Source organism: Castellaniella sp. (assembly GCF_034674885.1).
GTDB lineage: Bacteria > Pseudomonadota > Gammaproteobacteria > Burkholderiales > Burkholderiaceae_B > Castellaniella.
This window is the reverse complement of sequence record NZ_JAUCDS010000006.1, coordinates 77,265-95,372: the sequence shown is the minus strand read 5'-3', so window position 1 is coordinate 95,372 and position 18,108 is coordinate 77,265. Positions and strand designations below refer to the sequence as shown.

Annotated in this window: 17 protein-coding genes; 9 read left to right on the top strand and 8 right to left on the bottom strand. The window is 65.7% G+C overall.

The features are described 5' to 3' along the window. Window positions 1-27: 27 nt before the first annotated feature. Window positions 28-660, top strand: a complete 633-nt coding sequence (locus VDP74_RS05840) for a Crp/Fnr family transcriptional regulator (protein ID WP_416232938.1) — start codon at window positions 28-30, stop codon at window positions 658-660. Here VDP74_RS05840 and VDP74_RS05835 read toward each other — a convergent pair. Further along, complete coding sequence (locus tag VDP74_RS05835) at window positions 648-2,006, bottom strand: hypothetical protein (RefSeq protein ID WP_322998685.1); 1,359 nt, start codon at window positions 2,004-2,006, stop codon at window positions 648-650. The genes VDP74_RS05840 and VDP74_RS05835 overlap by 13 nt on opposite strands. A gap of 2 nt (window positions 2,007-2,008) precedes the next feature. Beyond that, on the bottom strand, window positions 2,009-2,230 hold the full coding sequence (locus VDP74_RS05830; protein ID WP_322998684.1) for a DUF2249 domain-containing protein: 222 nt from the start codon (window positions 2,228-2,230) through the stop codon (window positions 2,009-2,011). A 194-nt stretch (window positions 2,231-2,424) separates the two neighbouring features. On the opposite strand from VDP74_RS05830, the gene ubiU reads away from it, so the two are divergent. The 5 genes from ubiU to alr all read left to right on the top strand — a co-directional run bounded on the left by ubiU (window position 2,425) and on the right by alr (window position 7,760). Next, window positions 2,425-3,480 (top strand): ubiquinone anaerobic biosynthesis protein UbiU, encoded by a 1,056-nt coding sequence (gene ubiU, locus VDP74_RS05825; RefSeq protein WP_322998683.1) that lies wholly within the window; start codon window positions 2,425-2,427, stop codon window positions 3,478-3,480. Between the two features lie 76 nt (window positions 3,481-3,556). Next, window positions 3,557-4,573: a U32 family peptidase gene (locus VDP74_RS05820; RefSeq protein WP_322998682.1), complete on the top strand. Its 1,017-nt coding sequence runs from the start codon at window positions 3,557-3,559 to the stop codon at window positions 4,571-4,573. Between the two features lie 37 nt (window positions 4,574-4,610). Continuing rightward, window positions 4,611-5,123 carry a ubiquinone anaerobic biosynthesis accessory factor UbiT gene (gene ubiT / locus VDP74_RS05815; RefSeq protein ID WP_322998681.1) on the top strand — a complete coding sequence of 171 codons (513 nt, stop codon included), beginning with the start codon at window positions 4,611-4,613 and terminating at the stop codon, window positions 5,121-5,123. Between the two features lie 182 nt (window positions 5,124-5,305). After that, window positions 5,306-6,616, top strand: a complete 1,311-nt coding sequence (locus VDP74_RS05810) for a D-serine ammonia-lyase (RefSeq protein WP_322998680.1) — start codon at window positions 5,306-5,308, stop codon at window positions 6,614-6,616. A gap of 13 nt (window positions 6,617-6,629) precedes the next feature. Further along, window positions 6,630-7,760: an alanine racemase gene (gene alr, locus VDP74_RS05805; protein ID WP_322998679.1), complete on the top strand. Its 1,131-nt coding sequence runs from the start codon at window positions 6,630-6,632 to the stop codon at window positions 7,758-7,760. A gap of 8 nt (window positions 7,761-7,768) precedes the next feature. Here alr and VDP74_RS05800 read toward each other — a convergent pair whose 3' ends face one another. The 6 genes from VDP74_RS05800 to VDP74_RS05775 form a co-directional block, all read right to left on the bottom strand. Beyond that, window positions 7,769-8,539: an anaerobic ribonucleoside-triphosphate reductase activating protein gene (locus VDP74_RS05800; RefSeq protein ID WP_322998678.1), complete on the bottom strand. Its 771-nt coding sequence runs from the start codon at window positions 8,537-8,539 to the stop codon at window positions 7,769-7,771. Between the two features lie 14 nt (window positions 8,540-8,553). Then, on the bottom strand, window positions 8,554-8,736 hold the full coding sequence (gene nrdD / locus VDP74_RS05795; RefSeq protein ID WP_322998677.1) for an anaerobic ribonucleoside-triphosphate reductase: 183 nt from the start codon (window positions 8,734-8,736) through the stop codon (window positions 8,554-8,556). A gap of 58 nt (window positions 8,737-8,794) precedes the next feature. Continuing rightward, window positions 8,795-10,597: a ribonucleoside triphosphate reductase gene (locus VDP74_RS05790; protein WP_322998676.1), complete on the bottom strand. Its 1,803-nt coding sequence runs from the start codon at window positions 10,595-10,597 to the stop codon at window positions 8,795-8,797. Between the two features lie 222 nt (window positions 10,598-10,819). After that, window positions 10,820-11,575: an IclR family transcriptional regulator gene (locus VDP74_RS05785; RefSeq protein WP_322998675.1), complete on the bottom strand. Its 756-nt coding sequence runs from the start codon at window positions 11,573-11,575 to the stop codon at window positions 10,820-10,822. A 28-nt stretch (window positions 11,576-11,603) separates the two neighbouring features. Next, the gene (locus tag VDP74_RS05780) at window positions 11,604-12,458 is read right to left on the bottom strand and encodes a citryl-CoA lyase (RefSeq protein WP_322998674.1); all 855 of its coding nucleotides are present in this window, start codon (window positions 12,456-12,458) and stop codon (window positions 11,604-11,606) included. Beyond that, complete coding sequence (locus tag VDP74_RS05775) at window positions 12,455-13,648, bottom strand: CoA transferase (RefSeq protein ID WP_322998673.1); 1,194 nt, start codon at window positions 13,646-13,648, stop codon at window positions 12,455-12,457. The genes VDP74_RS05780 and VDP74_RS05775 overlap by 4 nt, the downstream gene beginning before the upstream one ends. Before the next feature lie 148 nt (window positions 13,649-13,796). Between VDP74_RS05775 and VDP74_RS05770 the strand changes: the two genes are divergently transcribed. The 3 genes from VDP74_RS05770 to VDP74_RS05760 are packed head-to-tail and all read left to right on the top strand — an operon-like array spanning window position 13,797 to window position 18,084. Further along, a complete protein-coding gene (locus VDP74_RS05770) occupies window positions 13,797-15,275 on the top strand; it encodes an aldehyde dehydrogenase (RefSeq protein WP_322998672.1) in 1,479 nt (492 codons plus the stop codon). 43 nt (window positions 15,276-15,318) lie between these two features. After that, window positions 15,319-16,797, top strand: coding sequence for an FAD-binding protein (locus VDP74_RS05765; protein WP_416232937.1), 1,479 nt, complete (start codon window positions 15,319-15,321; stop codon window positions 16,795-16,797). Window positions 16,798-16,839: 42 nt separating this feature from the next. Further along, window positions 16,840-18,084 (top strand): branched-chain amino acid ABC transporter substrate-binding protein, encoded by a 1,245-nt coding sequence (locus VDP74_RS05760; protein ID WP_322998671.1) that lies wholly within the window; start codon window positions 16,840-16,842, stop codon window positions 18,082-18,084. Window positions 18,085-18,108 lie beyond the last annotated feature (24 nt).

Below are 18,108 nucleotides of genomic sequence, written 5' to 3'. Positions count from 1 at the left end.
ATCCGGGACCTGCTGGCCCAGGTGCCCTTGTTCAACGAGCTGCCGACGGCCGACCTCGATCCGATCGTGCTGGGAACCAGCGAAATCTCGGCGCGCCGTGGCGAGATCATCTTTCATCGGGGCGATCCCTGCCTGGGCTTCCACGTGGTGGTCTACGGGCAGATCAAGCTGGTGTTCGTCTCGGCTTCCGGGGTCGAGCGCGTCGTGCGCCTGATCGGGCCGGGCGACGGGTTCGGCGAGGCCCTGATGTTCATGGGCCAGAACTACATCGTCACGGCCGAGGCCCTGCGCGACACGCTGCTGCTGCACGTGGGGCGCGATGTGCTGTTCGAGCAGATCGACCGTCACCCAGGCGTGGCCCGCAAGATGCTGGCGGGCCTGAGCCGGCGACTCTACAGCCTGATGGGCGACGTCGAGGCCTATACCCTGCATACCGGCGCCCAGCGCCTGATCGCCTTCCTGATGCGCGAATGGCCCGGCCAGGCCGGGCAGCCGTTTCGCATCGAGATCAGCAAGTCCGTCATCGCTTCACGCCTGAACCTGACGCCGGAACACTTTTCCCGCATCCTGCGCGAACTGAGCGAACGTGGCCTGATCCGCGTGCGGGGGCGGGAATTTACGGTGCTGAATGTTGAGGGGTTGAGATCCTATCGCGGCTGAGCCTGGGCGTAAGCCGCATGATGTGGCAGCGCCGCCATGGCCTGCAGTGTCTGGCGGTACAGCCGCAGCGCCCGGCCCAGGTTCCAGGCCAGCAGCAGGGCTGATGCCAGCAGCAGGGGCCCCGCCGCCTGGCCCGCCGGGGTCCAGCCGGCCGCCGCCAGCGTCCAGGACAGGACGACCAGCACGTACAGCGCCCAGTGCCACTGGGCGGGCCGTTCGGGGATGTAGGCCGCCATCTTGGGCAGGACCTTCAGGTAGACGCGCGCCTGGCCCGGATCGCGGGCCGGGATGACCATGGCGTCCTGGGCGTGTTTCCACAGCAGGAAGGGCACGATCTTGTACAGCATGCCGTGGATGATCGCCCCCAGGCCGCCGACGATCAGCAGGACGCCCAGCACCATGGCTGCCTGCGGTGCCTGGCCGTGGCGCATCCAGACCCAGGCGGGCGCGCAGGCCAGCAGGCAGGCCAGGCCGGTGAACCAGAACAGCGTCGTGGGTTCGGCCGTGGGGCGCTTGCGGGTGGCCAGGCGGTGCAGGGACGCGGCGATCCAGGTGACGTAGGCGCCGGTCAGCAGCAGCTCGACGGTTTCGAGCATCAGGCGTGGCAGGCCTGTCGACGCGTTCAGCGCCGTCCAGGCCAGCAGCAGGCCGGGGATCAGCAGCGGCAGCCAGCGGGTCAGCGGCTTGGGGTAGAGTTCGGTCAGCTGGAAGATCGGCAGCAGCTGGAACGACATGCCCATCAGCAGCAGCCCGCCCCAGCCCAGCAGCCCCCACAGGACATGGCTGTCCACCCAGGTGGGCAATCCCGTTCCCAGCCCCAGCGCGGCAGCCATGATCAGGCCCAGGGCCACGGTCAGCGCCAGGGCCAGCAAGGCGCCCCGCACCGGCACCAGGATTTCCCGGGCGCCCTTGTAGACCTGGGCGCGATGCAGCCATAGCGCGCGGCCCAGGGCCGTCAGATAAATGCCGAACGCCAGGCCCAGCAGGATCACGGCCGATGTCCAGGCCCAGGGGGCCCACCACAGGAATCCGGCTGCCAGGGCCAGCGTGCCCAGCGTCAGCAGGGCATGGACGCTTCTGGCGACGGCGCGGGCGGGGGTGACGGGCACGTTGCAGGCCACGGCCAGGATCTGGATCAGCGCGCCCAGCATGGCGCTGCCCAGGATGCCGAGCGTCCATAGGTGGGTCAACGCCAGGGCCTGCGCCGCCCAGCGCGACGAGAACGCCTGCGGGCCCGTCCAGGTTGCCAGCAGCCCGGCCAGCAGGCCGAACAGCGGCACGTTCAGAAAGAAGGGCAGTGGAACCCCCAGTGCCGGGGTCTTGTCGAAATCCAGAGCGCGCTGCATTGTCAGTCGATCCAGATCGAGACCTGGAAATGGGTGTCCTCGAACGTGCAGGCATGCTGGAATCCGTCTCGGTCCAGCATCGCGTACAGGGGATAGGGTTCGCGGTCGATCAGCATGTTCAGCCGCTGGCCCGGGACCAGGTCGGCCAGCGCTTCCAGGCAGTGTTCCAGGGGTTCGGGCGGAGGCAGTCCGCGCACGTCCAGGGTGATGTCGGGCATAGCCATACAGGGTCCTCTCGGTTCAAGCCGTTACCTTACACGACGGGCAGCCGGCTACTGCCGAAAACCGCGTGCCGAATGCCGATTCCCTTGATGCGGATTAAGGTCTGCGCTTGCCGGATGATGCATAGTGCCCGCTATTGCCGATGCAGGGCCTGACGGCATACCCGCCTGCACGGCCCGAACCGTCAGGATGTTTCATGTCTGCATTGCCTTCCTCCGCCCGTCCCGGCGTCGTGCCTCGCCACGATCCATCCGGTTTTGAGCTTGTCTGCCCGGCGGGTAGCCTGCCGGCTCTGAAGTCCGCCGTGGACGAGGGCGCCGATTGCGTCTACCTGGGTTTCCGCGATGCGACCAATGCGCGCAACTTCGCCGGCCTGAATTTCGATGCCGCCGCCATCGCCCAGGGCATCCGCTATGCCCACGACCGGCAGCGCAAGGTCCTGCTGGCGCTGAACACCTACCCGCAGCCCGATGCCTGGCGCCTGTGGCAGCAGGCCGTGGACCGCGCGGCCGATGCCGGCGTGGACGCCATCATCATGGCCGATCCCGGCCTGATGGCCTACACCCACGCCCGCTATCCGGGCCTGCGCCTGCACCTGTCCGTGCAGGGCTCGGCCACCAACCACGAGGCCATCCGCTTCTATCACGAACGCTTCGGCGTGGCCCGGGCGGTGCTGCCGCGCGTGCTGTCGGTGGCCCAGGTGCAGCAGGTGTGCGACAACACGCCGGTGGAAATCGAGGTCTTCGGTTTCGGCAGCCTGTGCGTCATGGTAGAGGGCCGTTGCGCCCTGTCGTCCTATGCGACCGGCGAATCGCCCAATACGCATGGGGTCTGCTCGCCCGCCAAGCACGTGCGCTGGCAGCAGACCGACCGGGGGCTGGAATCCCGCCTGAACTCGGTGCTGATCGACCGCTACGACCAGGGCGAGAACGCTGGCTATCCCACCTTGTGCAAAGGCCGCTTCGATGTGGCGGGCGAAAACTACTATGCCCTGGAAGAGCCCACCAGCCTGAACACCCTGGAACTGCTGCCCCGGCTGATGGCCATGGGGGTGCGGGCCATCAAGATCGAAGGCCGCCAGCGCAGCCCCGCCTACGTGGCGCAGGTCACGCGGGTCTGGCGCCAGGCCATCGACCAGGCCCGCGCCAACCCGGCCCGCTATTCCGTGCATCCGTCCTGGATGGCCGAACTGAACAAAGTCGCCGAAGGCCAGCAGCACACGCTGGGGGCCTATCACCGGCCGTGGAAATGATTCCGCGCGGGGCATGCACCCGGCCTCCGGACGGGAGGCACGGGCTGCCCCGCCCATTGCGCACGAGGAAACTGTCATGAAAATCGCCCTGGGGCCCCTGCAATACTATTGGCCTCGCGTCACCACCCTGGAGTTCTACGCGGCCGTGTGCGACTGGCCGGTCGATATCGTCTACCTGGGGGAAACCGTCTGTTCGCGGCGCCACGAGCTGCGCTTGCCGGACTGGATCGAGGTCGCCGACATGCTGGCCCAGGCCGGCAAGACGCCGATCCTGTCGACCCAGGTGTTGCTGGAATCCGGCAACGACCTGAACATCCTGCGCAAGATCGCGGAAAACGAACGCTACGGCATCGAGGCCAACGACATGGGGGCCGTGCGCCTGGTGCAGGAGCATCTTTTCGCCGCCGGGCCGCCCCAAGGCGAGCAAGCAGCCGCAGGCCGCGCAGCGTTGGGGCGCGATTTCATTGCCGGTCCCTTCTTGAATATCTACAGCAAGCCCACGCTCGAGGTGATCGCCGCCCAGGGCGCGACCCGTTGGGTGATGCCGCTGGAAATGGGGCGTTCGGGGCTGACGCAGCTGCAGCAGGATCGGCCCGCCGGCCTGCAGACCGAAGTCTTCGCCTACGGCCGCATGCCGCTGGCTTTTTCCGCCCGCTGCTTCACTGCCCGCAACCGAAATTTCCCCAAGGACAACTGTCAGTACGTCTGCATGGACCACCCCGATGGCCTGCTGCTGGAGACCAAGGAATCCCAGGCGTTCCTGACCATCAATGGCATCCAGACCCAGTCGGCGCTGGTGCACACACTGATCCATGAGATCGATGAACTGCGCGATCTGGGCGTGGACGTGTTGCGCCTGAGCCCCCAGTCGCAGCACATGGAGCAGGTCGTCGCGGCGTTCCGGTCGGTGCTGGATGGGCGCGAGTCCGCTGTCGATGCGCATCAACGACTGGTCCCGCTGATGCCGGCCGGGCCGTGCAACGGCTATTGGCACGACCGTCCCGGGCTGGACATGGTGCGCCCCGGGGACGTGGTTGCGTCGCCGGCGCCCGATAGCCGAACCCCTGGGGTGAGGGCGCGCGCCGTCGCCTGACGACCGGCCTTCTTCCCGATAACTCACGAGTCCGATCATGCAAAATCCCGGCCATCCCGCCTACCGCGTTCCCCAGCCCCTGGCCCAGGCCCTGGGGCATCTGCCTCGTTATCCCGGATCCCTGCTGTTCGTCACTGGCCTGAATCTGGTGCTGGCGCGCCATCTGCACCCGGATACCCTGCACATGCTGGAAGGCCGGTCGCTGCGCATTCACGTCGCCGACGCGCAGGTCTGCTTCGATTACACCTGGCGCGACCGGGCCTTTCGCGCCGCCCGGCACGGCGATGCCGAGCCGGATCTGACTCTGCGCGCCGATGCCGTGGATTTCTATAATCTGCTGCAGCGCACGGAAGACCCCGATACCCTGTTCTTCAGCCGCCGCCTGGTGATCGAAGGCGATACCGAGCTGGGTCTGATGGTGAAGAACACGCTGGATTCCATCGATCTGGCCGTCTTCCATCCCAAGGCGGTGCTGCGGGACGTGGCGCAGGCTGCACGCCAGCGCCTGGGTGGGCCGTTCATGCCTCGGTCTCAGGGGCCTGCCGCCTGATGCGCAGGTGGCAAAGGGAAGACCTTGTGTCCCTGTCGGACGATGATTGCGCCGACTCAAAATGAGGCATCATAGGGGGTGATGGCCGCGAAGCCATGTATCATGGCGCGCCTTGCCGGCGCTCAGGCCGGTCTCCGAGGCCATGGGCGGGGCACTGGGGCTCCGCCGGACAGGAACCCTTCATGAATGCAGACATCACGACCCGGTATCCGGGGTTGCCGGCTGGGCTGGCGCAACGTCAGCCCCTGCTGTGGCTGAATCCCGGGTACGACCCGCAGGCCGTTGGCCGCATCCCCGGCCTGGATCCTGCTGTCGCCGAAGCCCGCTTCAGTCGTTGCGCGGGACTGCTGGAGCAGGTCTTCCCGGAGCTCCGATCCACAGCGGGCCGCCTGTCTTCGCCCCTGGCGCCGATTCCGCGCCTGCAGGCTGCCCTGGGCCAGCCGGCGTCGGGCCTCTGGATGCTCAAGCGCGACGATGCGCTGCCGGTGGCCGGGTCCGTCAAGGCGCGCGGCGGCTTTCATGAAATCCTGACCTTGGCCGAGCAGATCGCGACCGACGCCGGCCTGCTGCGTGACGGCACCGACCGGCGCGTGCTGGCCAGCCCCGAGGCCCGGGCCGTGCTCGGGCGGCATGCTGTGGCGGTGGGCAGCACCGGCAATCTGGGCCTGAGCATCGGCATGATCGGTGCCGGCCTGGGCTTGCGTGCCGTGGTGCACATGTCGGCGGATGCCAAGGAATGGAAAAAGCAGCGCCTGCGGGCCCGGGGCATCGAAGTCGTCGAACACCCGGGGGATTATGCGTCGGCCGTGGCGGCCGGCCGCGCCCTGGCGGACACGGATCCGCTCACGCACTTCGTCGACGATGAACATTCCGAGGCGCTGTTCCTGGGCTATGCGGCCGCCGCACGGGAACTGCAGGCGCAACTGCAGGCGCAAGGCCGCCCCGTGGATGCCGATCATCCCCTGTTCGTCTATCTGCCCTGCGGGGTCGGCGGCGCACCGGGCGGCATCCTGTATGGGCTGAAACGACTGTTCGGCGCTTATGTGCATGGGTTCTTCGTCGAGCCGACCGCCTCGCCCTGCATGCTGGTGCAGCTGGCCTGCGGCACGCAGCAGCCGGTGTCGGTCTACGACGTCGGGCTGGACAATCGCACTGATGCCGACGGCCTGGCCGTGGGCCTGGCCTCGCCGCTGGTGGCGCCGCTGATGGCGTCCCTGTTGTCAGGGGTGTTCACAGTGGACGAAGACACGTTCTATGCGGACGCCTGGCGTCTGGAGGACACGGAAGGCATTTATGTGGAACCCTCGGCGGCCACCGGCCTGAGGGGGCCGCTGCAGGTGCTGGACACGGAGCAGGGCCGAGGCTACGTGCAGCGCCATAGCCTGGCCCGCGTCATGGATCATGCCACGCATGTCATCTGGAGCACTGGCGGGTCCCTGGTGCCGGAAGACATCCGTCAGGGTTTTCGCGAGCGGGGGCGGCCCCGCTCCTGACCGAGGAGCCACCATGTCGCGTCCGATTCTTGCCACGGTTCACCTGCAGGCCCTGGCGCACAACCTGGCCCGCGTGACCGATCGCCTGGCGACCGACGGGGCGGCAGCCCGCATCTGGGCGGTTGTGAAGGCCAACGCCTACGGGCATGGGCTGGAGGCCGCCGTGCGCGGCTTCGCCGCTGCGGATGGCCTGGCCCTGCTGGACATCCAGGAAGCCGTGCGGTGCCGCGAATTGGGCTGGCGGCGTCCCATCCTGCTGCTGGAAGGCTTCTTCAGGCCTGCCGACCTGGATGTCCTGGTCCGCTACGGGATCAGCACGGTGGTGCATAGTTCTGCGCAGATGGATATGCTGGCGGCCCATGGCGGGGATGCCATCGCGGCGCACGTCATGCTCAATTCGGGCATGCATCGGCTGGGGTTCCAGCCCGATGAATACCGCGTGGCGTTTGATCGGGCGCGCGCGCTGCAGGCGGCCGGCATCCTGTCGGAGGTCGGCAAGATGACGCATTTCGCCCGCGCGGACGATGATCTGGCCGTAACGCGCGCGCAGCTGGCCTGCTTCCTTCGCGTCACTTCTGGCTTGCCCGGCCAGGTCAGCGTGTGCAATTCGGCGGCGGTCCTGTCTCCCGGGCTGGCGCTCGCCGTGCCGGGCGAGGACCAATGGGTCCGCCCGGGCATCTGCCTGTACGGGGCATCCCCCTATGTGGGCCGGGATGCCGAATCCCTGGGCCTGCTGCCTGCCATGACGCTCAGTTCGGAACTCATCAGCACGCACGTGCTGCCGGCCGGCGAGGCCATTGGTTATGGGCATGCATTCCGCACGGACCACGACATGCGGGTCGGGATCGTGGCCTGCGGCTATGCGGACGGCTATCCTCGCCATGCGATCACCGGCACTCCCGTGGTCGTGGCGGGTGTCCAGACCCGCCTGGTCGGGCGGGTGTCGATGGACATGCTGTCCGTCGATCTGGACCCCGTGCCCCAGGCGCGGGTCGGTTCCCCCGTGGTGTTGTGGGGCGAAGGCGGGCCGTCTGTGGATGCGGTCGCCTGGTCCTCCAGCACTATTGCCAACGACTTGCTGGCGGGGTTGACGCATCGAGTCCCGCGCAGCGTCCAGCCCGCTGCCACCGGGATACGGGGCTGAACCGACTGCTAGGGCTGTCTCAGGGTGAAGCGGGTGAAAAGGCGGTCCAACGCCGCGCAGATGGCCTCGCCCGGCCAGTCCCGCAGCGATCGGCCGCGCGCATTCAGGGCATCATCGGCGCAGCCCTGGGGGCGAAAGATCTGCACGGCATAGTTCCGCACCCCCAGCGCGGCCAGTTCCCGGCCAAGCGCCAGCAGTTCGTCGGCGCTGATCAGGTCCGGATGCGCCGTGGTGCGGCATTCGAAATCCACGCCGCTGTCCAGCACGGCCTGCAGGCTGGCACGGGCCGGGGTGCCGCTGTTGGCCACCTGGGTGACACGTTCGTACTGCTCAAAGCCGGTCTTGATGTCCAGGCCGACCCAGTCCACCTGCGGCAGCACCTGCGCCAGGCGGCGCGGATGCGTGCCGCCGGTGTGCAAGCCGATCCTGTAGCCCAGTTCGCGCGCCTGCGCGATGGCGGGGCCCAGGCTGGGGTCCATGGTGGGTTCGCCACCGCTGAAGACCACGCCGTCGATCAGGCCGACGCGGCGCTTCAGAAAGGCCAGGATGTCGGACCAGTCCAGTGGGCTGGCTGTCGTGCGGGGCTGCAGGTGCGGGTTGTGGCAGTAGCCGCAGCGCCAGGGGCAGCCTTGCACGAAGACTACGGCGGCCAGCAGGCCAGGAAAGTCCGTCGCCGTGAAGGGCACCAGGCCGCCCGCCTTCAGGCGGTGGGCGCCGCTGCCTGGCGCGACGCGGGCGGTGGAGGCGGCGTGTGCGCGTTCCAGGGTAGCGGCGTGCATTTATCGGTCCGGGATCAGGCGGTGCGGGCGGACGGCGCCTGTCCGGCGTGGCGCTCGACGAAGAAGCGGCGTTCGTGGAATTCGCCTTTCTTGCCGATGTTGAAGGACGAGACCGGGCGGTGATAGCCCATGACGCGGGTCCAGATCTCGCACGGTTGGCGGTCGGCGTCGTTCAAGGTGATGGCGGTGTTGGACATGGTGTGCTCCTGAGAGGTTTGGAAAGCCGGGGAGGGACCCCGGCGGGGTTGAAAATGGTTAGGCGGGGTGGGCCGCCGGTTCGGCAGGCGACGCGCACGCGGCAGTGTGCCGGGCGGGGTCATCGTCGCCGGCCTGGCGCTGCTGGCGGGCGATCAGTTCGTCGTCGCATTGCGGGCAGAACTCGTGCCGGCCCGGCAGGTAGCCGTGTTTCGGGCAGATGGAAAACGTCGGTGTGATCGTGATGTAGGGCAGGGAAAAGCGGCCGAGGGTGCGACGCACCAGGGTGCGGCAGGCATCGGCCGAGGACAGCGGTTCGGTCATGTACAGGTGCAGCACAGTGCCGCCCGTGTATTTGCGCTGCAGTTCGTCCTGGCGCTCCAGCGCCTCGAAGGGGTCGTCGGTGAAGCCCACCGGCAGCTGTGACGAGTTCGTGTAGTAGGGCATGTCGTCGGTGCCGGCCTGCAGGATGTCGGGCCAGCGGCTGCGGTCTTCCTTGGCGAAACGGTAGGTGGTGCCTTCGGCCGGCGTGGCTTCCAGGTTGTACAGGTGGCCGGTGGATTCCTGGAACTCGATCATGCGGGCGCGCACGTGATCCAGCAGGCGCACGGCGAAGTCGTGCCCCCATGCCGTGGTCAGGTCGTGCTCGTCGGCAGTGAAGTTGCGGATCATCTCGTTGATGCCGTTGACCCCCAGAGTGGAAAAATGATTGCGCAGCGTGCCCAGGTAGCGGCGGGTGTAGGGAAACAGGCCGTTGTCCATGTGGTCCTGGATGACGCGGCGCTTGATTTCCAGGCTTTGGCGGCCCAGGGCCAGCAGTTCATCCAGCCGCGCCAGCAGGGCGGCCTCGTTGCCACGATGCAGGTAGCCCAGGCGGGCGCAGTTGATCGTCACCACGCCCAGCGACCCGGTCTGTTCCGCCGAGCCGAACAACCCGTTGCCGCGCTTGAGCAGTTCGCGCAGGTCCAGCTGCAGCCGGCAGCACATGGACCGGATCATGTTGGGCTTGAGTTCCGAATTGATGAAGTTCTGGAAGTAGGGCAGGCCGTACTTCGCCGTCATTTCGAACAGCAGTTCCGCATTGGGGCTGTGCCATTCGAAGTCCGGCGTGATGTTGTAGGTGGGGATGGGAAAGGTAAAGGCCCGGCCTTTGGCGTCGCCGGCCATCATGACCTCGATGTAGGCCCGGTTGATCATGTCCATCTCGGCCTGCAGTTCGCCGTAGGTGAAGGGCGTTTCCTGGCCGCCGATCACCGGCACCTGGTCGCGCAGGTCTTCCGGGCAGACCCAGTCGAAGGTCAGGTTGGTGAACGGCGTCTGCGTGCCCCAGCGCGAGGGCACGTTCAGGTTGTAGATCAGTTCCTGCATGCACTGGCGCACCTGGTCGTAGTCCATGGCATCCTGGCGGATGAAGGGCGCCATGTAGGTGTCAAAGGAACTGAAGGCCTGTGCGCCGGCCCATTCGTTCTGCAACGTGCCCAGGAAATTGACGATCTGGCCGACGGCGCTGGACATATGACGCGGCGGCGCGGATTCGACCTTGCCCGGCACGCCGTTCAGGCCTTCGTTCAGCAGTGTGCGCAATGACCAGCCGGCGCAGTAGCCCGACAGCATGTCCAGGTCGTGGATGTGCAGGTCACCCTGGCGGTGGGCCTGGCCGATGGATTCCGGATAGACGTGGCTGAGCCAGTAGTTGGCGATCATCTTGCCGGAAGTGTTCAGGATCAGCCCGCCCAGCGAATAGCCCTGGTTGGCATTGGCATTGACGCGCCAGTCCTGCTGGCGCAGGTATTCGTCGATGGAGCGGATCACGTCGATCTGCGGCACGGGGCGCTCGGCAATCTGTACGGCGGCAAGGTTCATTTTTAATCTCTATATATTGTGTTGATATTAATGTTAAACACAACATATAGTGTAATAAAGAGATTTTCCAATTATTTTGAACAGGCTTGATCAGGGTTAATTCTGTGCCTTGCCGGGGCGCTGCCGGCAGTGGCGCGTGATGGCGAGGGCATGAAAAAACCACCCCGGAGGGTGGTCTGACATGCGGCGCTGCTGGGGACGCAGAACGGCGGCTGGCCCGGTTTAGCGAGACAGGCGCGCGCCTTTTGGTGAGGCACCGGGTATTTCCAGGGCCGGATCGAGCATGAGGCTGAGCGTGCGGCAGGCCTGCCCGACACAGTGTCGTCCGTGCTGGACGACCTTGTCCGAGAATCGGGTCTTGGCGCCGGAGATGGACAGCGATCCCACGATCGCGCCGTCCTGGAATACCGGCCCCGCGATCGCGGCAATTTCGGGGTCGCGTTCCCCCAGGGACACGATGGTCTGGAACGGGTCGTCCCGCCGTTCGGCGTAGGGACGGGTGTCGCTGAGCACCCTGCCTGCTGCGCCGTGCTGCAGGGTGAGCAGGTCTCCGGGGCGGATATGGTCCCGCAGGGATTTCCGGGAATCCACCCGGAACAGCGCCAGCCGAAGATCGTTCCGGCGGATATAGTAGGTGGCGCTTTCACCGGTGGCCTCGACGAGTTGCGTCAATATGGCTTCGATGTCCATCTTGTCGCCCGAGACGCGATGCGCCAGGGAACCCAGGCGGACCAACTCGGGGCCGAGGCGGAATCCCCCGTCCGTGTCGCGGACCAGGACGCCGAATTGCTCCAGCGATTCCGCCAGTCTGAGAATCGTGCTTTTGTACAGGCCCGTGCGCCGGGCGAGTTCCGCCAGGGTCAGGGACTTGTCATCGTTGCCGAAGCAGCAGATGAGGCTTAGCGCGCGGTTGACGGCCGCGACGCCGCTGCTGTCCGGCTGGTTTGCGGCGGGATCTTTCGTCTTGGGTTCGGTCATGGTGTCGTGCGGATTCGCCGTTTCCAGGTCATGCTGCAGGATCGGGTCCCGGCCCGGTGTAGGTGTATCCTAAGCTGGGCGGTAACGGGCCTTTGATGCGCCCGCCCTGTTGCTTCTGTTCCCAGGCGTGGGCCAGTATACCAACCGATCTGGACAGGACGAACAGGCCGCGCGCCAGCGCATCGGGAAAGCCCAGTTCGCCGTAGATCAAGGCGGTGGCGCCGTCGATGTTCATGGGAATCGGTCGACCGTCGCGCGTGACCAGCAGGGACTGCATCGCCCGCGCGACGTTGAGGAAGCGGCCTTCGATCTGGTGCTGGGCGGCTGCCTCGGCGGCCAGTGCGGTCAGGCGCACGGCGCGGGGGTCGACGGGATGGAATCGGTGGCCGAAGCCGGGAATGATGGAACCTTGATGATTCCGGAACGCGTCCAGCGCCTCGCCGGCCGCCTGGCGGAAGTCCGCCCCGTCCGACAGGCGTTCGACGGCGTCGCGATAGAGCGCGAGGCACTGCTCGCCTGCACCGCCGTGGATGTCGTCCAGCACGTTGACGCCCGAAGCCATGGCGCCATTCAGGCTGACGCCGCAGGTGACCGCCATGCGGGCGATGGCGATGGAGGGCGCCTGGGGGCCGTGATCCACCGACGATACCAGGGCCGCCTCGAACAGCCGCAGCTGCGCCAGAGTGGGACGGTCGTCGCGCAGCATGCGCCAGATCATCTCGGGGAAACCGATCGTGCCGATCAGCGTCTCGATCGGCGCGCCCTTGATCCGGATGCTGCCGGGTTGAATGTCGATGATGCCGGTGCGCCACCATTGGCGCGCGGCTCCAGCCGGGTCGGTCTCGCGGCCGTCCGGCCGGATGTTGTCGTTCGTGCCATTCATATCGTGCCTTCCTCCTGCAGTCTGGCGATCGCGGTATCGGTGAGTCCCAGTCCGCGCAGGATCTCGTCCGTGTGCTGACCCAGGCGGGGAGGCGGGGCGTCGACGGCCGTCTGTTGGCCGTCGACGAGGAATCCGCTGCGCGTCACGGTGATCTCTTCGTCGTCCTGGGACAGGGACATCAGCAGCCCCCGGTGCGCGATCTGTTCCTGGTCCAGCGCCTGCTCGACGCTCAGTACCTGTCCCGCCGGGACACCGTGCCGGTTGAGGACCTCATCCCAGTAGGCGGCCGTCTGCGTGTTCAGGCCCTGCTCGATCTGGACGGTGAGTTCCGGCCGGTGGCGCTTGCGGTCCTCCCGGTCCCGGAATTTCGGGTCCGCCGCCAATTCGGGGCGGCCAATGAGCGCGCACAGCGTCTCGAACTGCTCTTGCTTGTTGGCCGCGATGTTGATGACGCCGTCCCGCGTCTGGAAGGTGCCCGAGGGGCTGGCGGTGAAATTGTGATTGCCCATAGGCTGGGGGGCGCATTTGGCGATCAACTGGTTGGAGACGATCCAGCCCATCGTCGTCAAGGAAGAATCCAGCATGGAGACGTCGATGAAGCAACCTTCCTGGCTGCGCAGACTGCGGACCAGCGCCGCGCTGATGGCGAACGCGGCGGTGAGCCCGCCGATGGTGTCGCAGACGGGATATCCGACCCGCAGCGGGGCGCTGTCCGAATCGCCCGTGATGCTCATGACTCCCGATCTGCCCTGGATGATCTGGTCATAGGCGGGAGAGGCGGCAAGCGGCCCCGATTGGCCGTAGCCGGAAATCGCGCAGTAGACCAGGCCGGGATGGACGTCCTTGAGGGTCTCGTATCCCAGGTCCAGGCGCTGCATGACGCCGGGACGGAAGTTTTCCAGCACCACGTCGCTGCGGGCGCACAGGAGCTTGAAGATCTCTTTGCCCCGGGGGTGCTTCAGGTTGAGCGTCATCGATTTCTTGCCGGCGTTCTGGGCCAGGAAGGACGTGCCCATCCCCCGGGCGTTGCGCGCCTTGGCCGCCCCCAGATTGCGCGCCAGGTCCCCGGACCCGGGGACTTCGATCTTGATGACGTCGGCCCCCAGCAATGCCAGCTGGTATCCGGCAAAGGGACCCGCCAGCACATTGGTGAGGTCCAGGATCTTGATGCCTTCGAGTAGTCGTCTCATTGTTCCGTGCCCTTGGCCATTGTCGTTACTCGACCACCGTTGAGTGGATAAAATTCTGTCAGACAGAATTGATGTTCTTATTTTAGAACTGTGCTAATATTTTGGTCAACTGCAGCACTGAACCGATATCGCACTGACAGGAGACGTCATGAAGCAGTACCAGATGCTGATCGGCGGGCATTGGACCGACCCCGTGGCAGGTGAATGGATCGACTCGGTCGAGCCTTTCTCGGGAGAAGTGATCGCCCGGATTCCCCGGGGCTCGGCCGCGGATGCCGGTGCAGCGGTCGATGCCGCCCATGCGGCGTTCCATAATCCGGCTTGGTCGGAACTGACCGCGACGGCCCGTGGCGCGCTGCTGCGCAAGCTGGCGGGATTGATCGAACGGGATGCCGCCCACCTGGCGGATATCGAGCGTTCCTGCAATGGCAAGAACATCACCGAGGTCGCCGGCCAGGCGCGGAACGTCGCCCAGTGGTTCTATTACTATGCGGGCCTGGCCGACAAGATCGAGGGCGCGGTCGTCCCGATCAACAAGCCGGGCGTATTCAACTATGTCCGCTATGAGCCGCTCGGCGTCGTGGCCGCCATCACGCCCTGGAATTCGCCCCTCGCCTTGACCGCCTGGAAAATGGCGCCTGCCCTGGCGTGTGGGAACACCATCGTCATCAAGCCTTCCGAATACACGTCGCCGCCTCTGCTGGAGCTCGGCGCGCTCGCTCTCGAAGCCGGGATCCCCCCCGGGGTGGTGAACGTCGTCACCGGGTACGGCGGCGAGATCGGCGCCGCATTGATCGAGAACCGGAAGGTCGCCAAGGTCGCGTTCACTGGCGGAGATTTCGGGGGGCGGGAAGTCGCCGTCGCGGCGGCCAGGCATTTCAAGAAGGTGACCCTGGAGCTCGGCGGGAAATCCGCCAATATCGTGTTTGACGATGCGGATTTCGATCAGGCGGTCAACGGCGCCATCGCCGGCATCTTCGGTGCGGCGGGCCAGACCTGCATGGCGGGTTCCCGCTTGCTGGTGCAGCGCGGCATTCACGACCGTTTCGTGGCGCGCCTGGTGGAGATCGCCTCGCAGGCTAGGATCGGAGACCCGGCGCTGCCGGAGACGCAGGTCGGGCCCATCGCTACCCAGGCGCAGTACGAAAAGATCCTGCGCTACATCGACATCGCAAAGGAAGAGGGGGCGACCTGCATCCTGGGCGGCCAGCCGCTGTCCGGTCCCGGCTATGGGCAGGGCCAGTTCATCAGCCCGACGATATTCACCGGCGTCACCAACACCATGCGCATCGCCCGTGAAGAGGTGTTCGGTCCGATCTTGGCGGTGATCCCCTTCGGTGAGATGGACGAAGCCCTGGCGATCGCCAATGACAGCGACTTCGGCCTGGCCGCGGCCGTCTGGACTCAAGATCTGCATCGGGCGCTTTATTGCGTGGACCGCCTGGAGGCGGGCACGGTCTGGGTGAACAACTACCGCTCCACCAGCTTCACGACGCCGTTTGGTGGCTACAAGAACAGCGGAATCGGGCGCGAGGGCGGGACCGAGGCGGTCAAGGAATACCTGCAGCCCAAGAGCGTATGGATCACGACCCGGCCCAACAAGGCCAATCCCTGGGTGCTGGGCTGAGCCTCGCGGACCCACGGACTGATTGCGAAACCAGGAGACGACAATGATGCAAAAGCAAGACGACCGACCGGATCTGCTGATCGTGGGCTGCGGGGTGGCCGGCCTTTCGGCCGCCGCCACGGCCCTGGAGGCGGGGCTGAAGACCCTGAATCTGGAGCGTGCGACCCCCGAGAATTTCGGGGGAGGATCCCGTTGGACGGAAGCCTATATGCGCATGAAGAACGATTCGGAGATTGCCGATGACTTCGAAGAGCATTTCGCCAACCATCCCGGCTGCAACGTCGATCCCAATGTGCTGAAGGCGATCAGTTCCGGGTCCTACGACTCATGGCCGCCCAACGTCAAGGCGCATCCGTTCCCCGATCCGGAACTGGTGTCGAGATTCGCGGACTCGGTCCCCGAGACCATCCGCTGGCTGAAAGGCTTCGGCTTGAAGTTCGAGCCGCAGCCGATTTACCTGCTGACCCAGAATACGTCCCGCATCGCCGCCCAAGGCGGCGGGCTCGCCTTGATCGAACGCCTGCGGGAACGGGTGCTCGAACTGGGGGGAGAGATCGCTTACCAGACCACGGCCGTGGACTTGATCCATGACGACCTGGGTGCGGTGCAGGGGGTCTTCGCTCTGAATGCCCGGGGCGAGCGGCACGCCCTTCATGCTCATGCCGTGATTCTCGCCAGCGGCGGGTTCCAGGGCAACCAGGAGATGATGACGCGCTACCTGGGCGGCAAGGCGGCCAACATCAGGCCGGTGGCGCCGGGCGGGTATTACAACCGGGGCGAGGGCATCGAGATGGCCTTGCGGGCCGGGGCCGCGCCTGCGGGGGAATACGGGTCCTACCATGCGGAACCCGTCGATCCCCGTTCCTTGCAGGCGGAAGCCGTCATCTTCATCTATCCCTACGGGATCCTCGTCAATCGCCGGGGCGAGCGCTTCATCGACGAGGCGCCCGGCACCGTCGACGCCCATTACGACAATATTGCCCGCAGCTTCGCGGAACAGCCCGAAGGGCTGGTGTACGTGGTGTTCGACAGCCAGGTTGAAGACATTCCCCGCTGGAAGACCAGCATCCGCAGCGACGTGCCGCCACTGGAAGCCGACACGATCGAGGCACTGGCGGTGCTGATTGACGTCCCGGCCGATGCGCTAGCCGACACCGTCCAGGCCTTCAACGCCGCATGTCCCGCAGGCGAGGCGGAGTTCAAGCCTTTCGACCTGGACCACCAGGCCACCTCGGGGATCGAGCCCCGGAAGTCGCATTGGTCCAGGCCCCTGAAGAAAGGGCCGTTTCGCGCCTATCCGATCATTTCGACGGCATGTTTCACGTTCGGCGCCTTGAAGGTCAGCCCCGATGCCGAGGTGTTGACCAAGGACGGTTATCCGATCCGCGGGCTGTATGCGGCTGGCGAGACCGTTGGTATTTACCACCAGGTCTACAACGGCTCGACCTCGGTGCTGCGCGGCCTGGTCTTTGGCCGTATTGCCGCCAGCCACGTGGTCCGGGCACGGCAGCAGAAGGCTTGATGCTGGAAATTTTTCACTTCAATGATATCCAGGAGACAGACCATGAATCGTAAATTTTCCCTCGTGGCCGGTGCAATTATGTTGCTGGTGGCCGGATCCGCAGCTGCCGACGTCAAGATCGCCCAGTTGGACGGCATGTCCGGTCCGTTCGCCAACGTCGGCGAACAGCAGCAGCGGACACTGGAGAGCGCGATCGAAGAGATCAATGCGGCTGGCGGCATCAACGGTGAAAAGCTGCAGCTCGTCACGATCGACGGCAAGGGCAGCCCGCAGGAAACCCTGAATGCCTTCCGCCAGGCCACCGATCAGGGCATCCGCTACGTGACCCAGGGCAATAGCTCGGCGGTCGCCGCCGCGCTGGAAGACGCGGTCGGGAAATACAACCGGCGTCACCCCGATGCGCCCGTCCTGTATTTCAACCATTCCGCCATTGACAATGACCTGACGAACAGCAAATGCAATTTCTGGCATTTCCGCTTCGATCCCAGCGTCGACATGAAGGCCGCCGCCATCGTGGGCGAGTTGTTGAAGGACAAGAAGATCAAGTCGGTTTATCTGCTGGACCAGAACTATGCGCTGGGGCAGCAGTTCTCCGCCTCCGCGAAGCGGATTCTGGCGGAACACGGCAACAGCATCAAGGTCGTCGGGGACGATCTTCATCCGATGGGGCAGGTCAAGGATTTTTCCAGCTATGTGGCCAAGATCCGCGAGTCGGGCGCGAACGCGCTGCTGACGGCCAACTGGGGCAATGACCTGTCCCTGCTGATCAAGGCGGTCAACGAGGCGGGCCTCAAGATCGACATCTACACGATCTACGGCTCGGGATTCGGCGCGCCCACCGCCATCAAGGAGGACGGCGTCGACCTGCTGAAGGTCGTCAGTGTCTGGCTGCCCAACATCAAGGACGACAAGGTCCAGCCGTTCGCCGACGCCTATAACAAGCGCTATGGTCAGCAACTGTACTTCTACCAGATTCGCACCATGATGCGTATGTTCGCGCAGGCCGCGAAAGAGGCGAGTTCCAACGAGCCGCTGAAGGTCGCTCAAAAGCTGGAGGGCATGCACTTCGATTCGGCCACCGGCCCTGCGCTGATGGGCAAGGCGGACCACCAGCTCGCCCTGCCCATGTTCCTGGGGACCCTGAAGAAGGTCGCGGCCAATGGCGGCCCCTCGGACGTGCAGTATGACGCCGAGAACACGAAGGTCGTCGGCTTTCAGGTGGACAGCGTGATCCCGGCTGCGCGGACGGTTCAGGCGACCACCTGCAAGATGCAGCGACCTTCCTGATCTGGACATTCCTGTGAACCACGG

Bases quoted from the DNA above. Each gene is read 5' to 3' on its own strand.
- VDP74_RS05770 (WP_322998672.1), top strand. From the start codon at position 13,797: ATGAAGCAGTACCAGATGCTGATCGGCGGGCATTGGACCGACCCCGTG.
- VDP74_RS05820 (WP_322998682.1), top strand. From the start codon at position 3,557: ATGAAAATCGCCCTGGGGCCCCTGCAATACTATTGGCCTCGCGTCACC.
- alr (WP_322998679.1), top strand. From the start codon at position 6,630: ATGTCGCGTCCGATTCTTGCCACGGTTCACCTGCAGGCCCTGGCGCAC.
- VDP74_RS05775 (WP_322998673.1), bottom strand. From the start codon at position 13,648: ATGAGACGACTACTCGAAGGCATCAAGATCCTGGACCTCACCAATGTG.
- VDP74_RS05765 (WP_416232937.1), top strand. From the start codon at position 15,319: ATGATGCAAAAGCAAGACGACCGACCGGATCTGCTGATCGTGGGCTGC.
- VDP74_RS05760 (WP_322998671.1), top strand. From the start codon at position 16,840: ATGAATCGTAAATTTTCCCTCGTGGCCGGTGCAATTATGTTGCTGGTG.
- VDP74_RS05785 (WP_322998675.1), bottom strand. From the start codon at position 11,575: ATGACCGAACCCAAGACGAAAGATCCCGCCGCAAACCAGCCGGACAGC.
- nrdD (WP_322998677.1), bottom strand. From the start codon at position 8,736: ATGTCCAACACCGCCATCACCTTGAACGACGCCGACCGCCAACCGTGC.
- ubiU (WP_322998683.1), top strand. From the start codon at position 2,425: ATGTCTGCATTGCCTTCCTCCGCCCGTCCCGGCGTCGTGCCTCGCCAC.
- ubiT (WP_322998681.1), top strand. From the start codon at position 4,611: ATGCAAAATCCCGGCCATCCCGCCTACCGCGTTCCCCAGCCCCTGGCC.
- VDP74_RS05835 (WP_322998685.1), bottom strand. From the start codon at position 2,006: ATGCAGCGCGCTCTGGATTTCGACAAGACCCCGGCACTGGGGGTTCCA.
- VDP74_RS05790 (WP_322998676.1), bottom strand. From the start codon at position 10,597: ATGAACCTTGCCGCCGTACAGATTGCCGAGCGCCCCGTGCCGCAGATC.
- VDP74_RS05780 (WP_322998674.1), bottom strand. From the start codon at position 12,458: ATGAATGGCACGAACGACAACATCCGGCCGGACGGCCGCGAGACCGAC.
- VDP74_RS05830 (WP_322998684.1), bottom strand. From the start codon at position 2,230: ATGGCTATGCCCGACATCACCCTGGACGTGCGCGGACTGCCTCCGCCC.
- VDP74_RS05800 (WP_322998678.1), bottom strand. From the start codon at position 8,539: ATGCACGCCGCTACCCTGGAACGCGCACACGCCGCCTCCACCGCCCGC.
- VDP74_RS05810 (WP_322998680.1), top strand. From the start codon at position 5,306: ATGAATGCAGACATCACGACCCGGTATCCGGGGTTGCCGGCTGGGCTG.